Source organism: Streptomyces alkaliphilus (assembly GCF_014141535.1).
Classification (GTDB): domain Bacteria; phylum Actinomycetota; class Actinomycetes; order Streptomycetales; family Streptomycetaceae; genus Streptomyces; species Streptomyces alkaliphilus.
The window spans coordinates 1-1,939 of record NZ_VKHT01000943.1 but is presented as its reverse complement, the minus strand read 5'-3'; the positions used below and the strand labels follow the sequence as shown (position 1 = coordinate 1,939).

Sequence of the window (1,939 nt, the reverse complement as noted above, 5' to 3'; positions counted from 1 at the left end):
CTCCGGGGCCGGGCGGCGGGGCCGCGGCCGGGATCCGAGAGGGACCCGAGAAGGACAGGAATCCATCGCATGTGCGGAGCACAGCCCGGCGGCCCCGACGCCGCCACGATCAAGCCCGGCGAGACCACCATCCAGGGGTACGTCACCCGTGACGGCGAGCCGGTGAGCGGCTACGTCCGGCTGCTCGACGGCACCGGCGAGTTCACCGCCGAGGTCCCCACCTCGGCGACCGGCCAGTTCCGGTTCTACGCCGCCGAGGGCACCTGGACCGTGCGGGCCCTGGTGCCCGGCGCCACCGGCGACCGCACCGTGGTCGCGCAGCCGGGCGGGGTGGCCGAGGTCGCCATCGCCCTGTGACGCCCGGCGGACCGCCCGTCGCACCAACACGCCCGGGTCGGGGCCGTGTTCCACCCGGAACACGGCCCCGACGCATGGGCGGGAACGGGGCCGCGGACCGGCGAAGCCACCCCGGTGATGCCCCGTCACCCCGACACGCCACCGGGGCCGGCCTTCGAGCGGACCGTCGTCGCTTCGGGTTCGGCCGGCCGGCCGAACCCGGTGGGGACACACGGCCGGAGGGGCCGGTCGACCGACCGGCCCCTCCGGTGGCGTGGATCGTCGACGGCCCCGGGAGGCCGGTCGGTCGTCGGCGGGGACGCCGTGCCGTGCTGTGCCGTGCCGTGAAGGTCACCGTCGGGAGGCCCCGTCCGCCCGTGCGGGAGTGTGGGGGATGACGGACCGTGACGGTGGGAGCGGTAACGGAGAGTCGCGCTGTACCTGCTGCCCGGGTGGCCCCGGGGAGTCGATCCCGGTGTCGTCGGTACCGGACCCGCCGGGCCGGGGACGCTCTCGCCCCCGGTCCCCCGGCTCCGCCGGAAGACGGCTATCGGGTGGTGCCGCAGTTGGGACAGAGCCAATCGCCTCGAGGGCCCTGTTGCATCGCGGCACCGCAGTGGGGACAAGCCATGATCACACCCTTTCCACGCGGTTGGACGCGGCCGGTCGTGTTCGCGTTGAGTGACGATGGTCACAGCGGGTTGCGAGGGGCGCGGGAAATCGCATGCCCGATCGACCGATGTCTACCCCCGACCGGACGGCACCCACCTGACCGGTCCGGTCCGTCACCGGACGGTTAGACTCGGGCGCGTTCGTCCCCACCCGTCCGCCCCCGCCGGAGGAGCCTCCCGTGCTGGAAGCCTTTTTCATTACCCTGATGGTCCTGGTCGGCGTCGGCACCGCCGCCTTCACCGGTCTGGTGATCACCAAGCTGTACCAGGGCCAGCGCTGAGGCCGGAGCCCCGGCCGGCGCGGTCCCCGCACGCCCCACGAGAGAGACACGGCTGATTCCGCGATGTTCGAGATCCCGTCCGACCTGAACCCCGCCCTGGTCCCCCTGGCCTTCCTGCTCGGCACCTGGCAGGGCGCCGGCGTGGCGGACTTCCCGGACCGGGAGGCGTGCAACTTCGGCCAGGAGGTCACCTTCGCCCACGACGGACGCGACTTCCTGGAGTACCGCTCGCACAGCTGGCGCCTGGACGGCGACGGCAAGCGCGTCGGGCCGCTGGAGTCCGAGCACGGCTTCTGGCGGATCGACGACGAGCGCCGCGTGGAGATCGTGATGATCCGCGACCAGGGCGTCGCGGAGGTCTGGTACGGCGAACTGGCCGAGGGCAAGCCGCAGATCGACCTGGCCACCGACGCGATCGCACGGACCGGCTCCGCCCCCGCCCACACCGGCGGGAAGCGGCTCTACGGATACGTCAAGGGCGACCTGATGTGGGTGGGCGAGAAGGCCACGCCGGAGATTCCGCTGCGGCCCTACATGTCCGCGCACCTCAAGCGGGTGGTGGACCCCCGCGAGTGGGTGGGTGACCTGAAGGACCTCCCGGACGACGGCATCGCCTTCTTCCGCTGAGCACCCTCCCACCCGCTTCCGGTC

Annotated in this window: 2 protein-coding genes; both read left to right on the top strand. The window is 72.9% G+C overall.

Translation table 11 applies throughout. The features are described 5' to 3' along the window. Positions 1-69 precede the first annotated feature (69 nt). Positions 70-357 carry a DUF1416 domain-containing protein gene (locus FNQ90_RS21335; RefSeq protein WP_143624988.1) on the top strand — a complete coding sequence of 96 codons (288 nt, stop codon included), beginning with the start codon at positions 70-72 and terminating at the stop codon, positions 355-357. Positions 358-1,351: 994 nt separating this feature from the next. Then, positions 1,352-1,915 (top strand): FABP family protein, encoded by a 564-nt coding sequence (locus FNQ90_RS21330; RefSeq protein WP_182607843.1) that lies wholly within the window; start codon positions 1,352-1,354, stop codon positions 1,913-1,915. Positions 1,916-1,939: the final 24 nt, after the last annotated feature.

Bases quoted from the DNA above. Each gene is read 5' to 3' on its own strand.
- FNQ90_RS21335 (WP_143624988.1), top strand. From the start codon at position 70: ATGTGCGGAGCACAGCCCGGCGGCCCCGACGCCGCCACGATCAAGCCC.
- FNQ90_RS21330 (WP_182607843.1), top strand. From the start codon at position 1,352: ATGTTCGAGATCCCGTCCGACCTGAACCCCGCCCTGGTCCCCCTGGCC.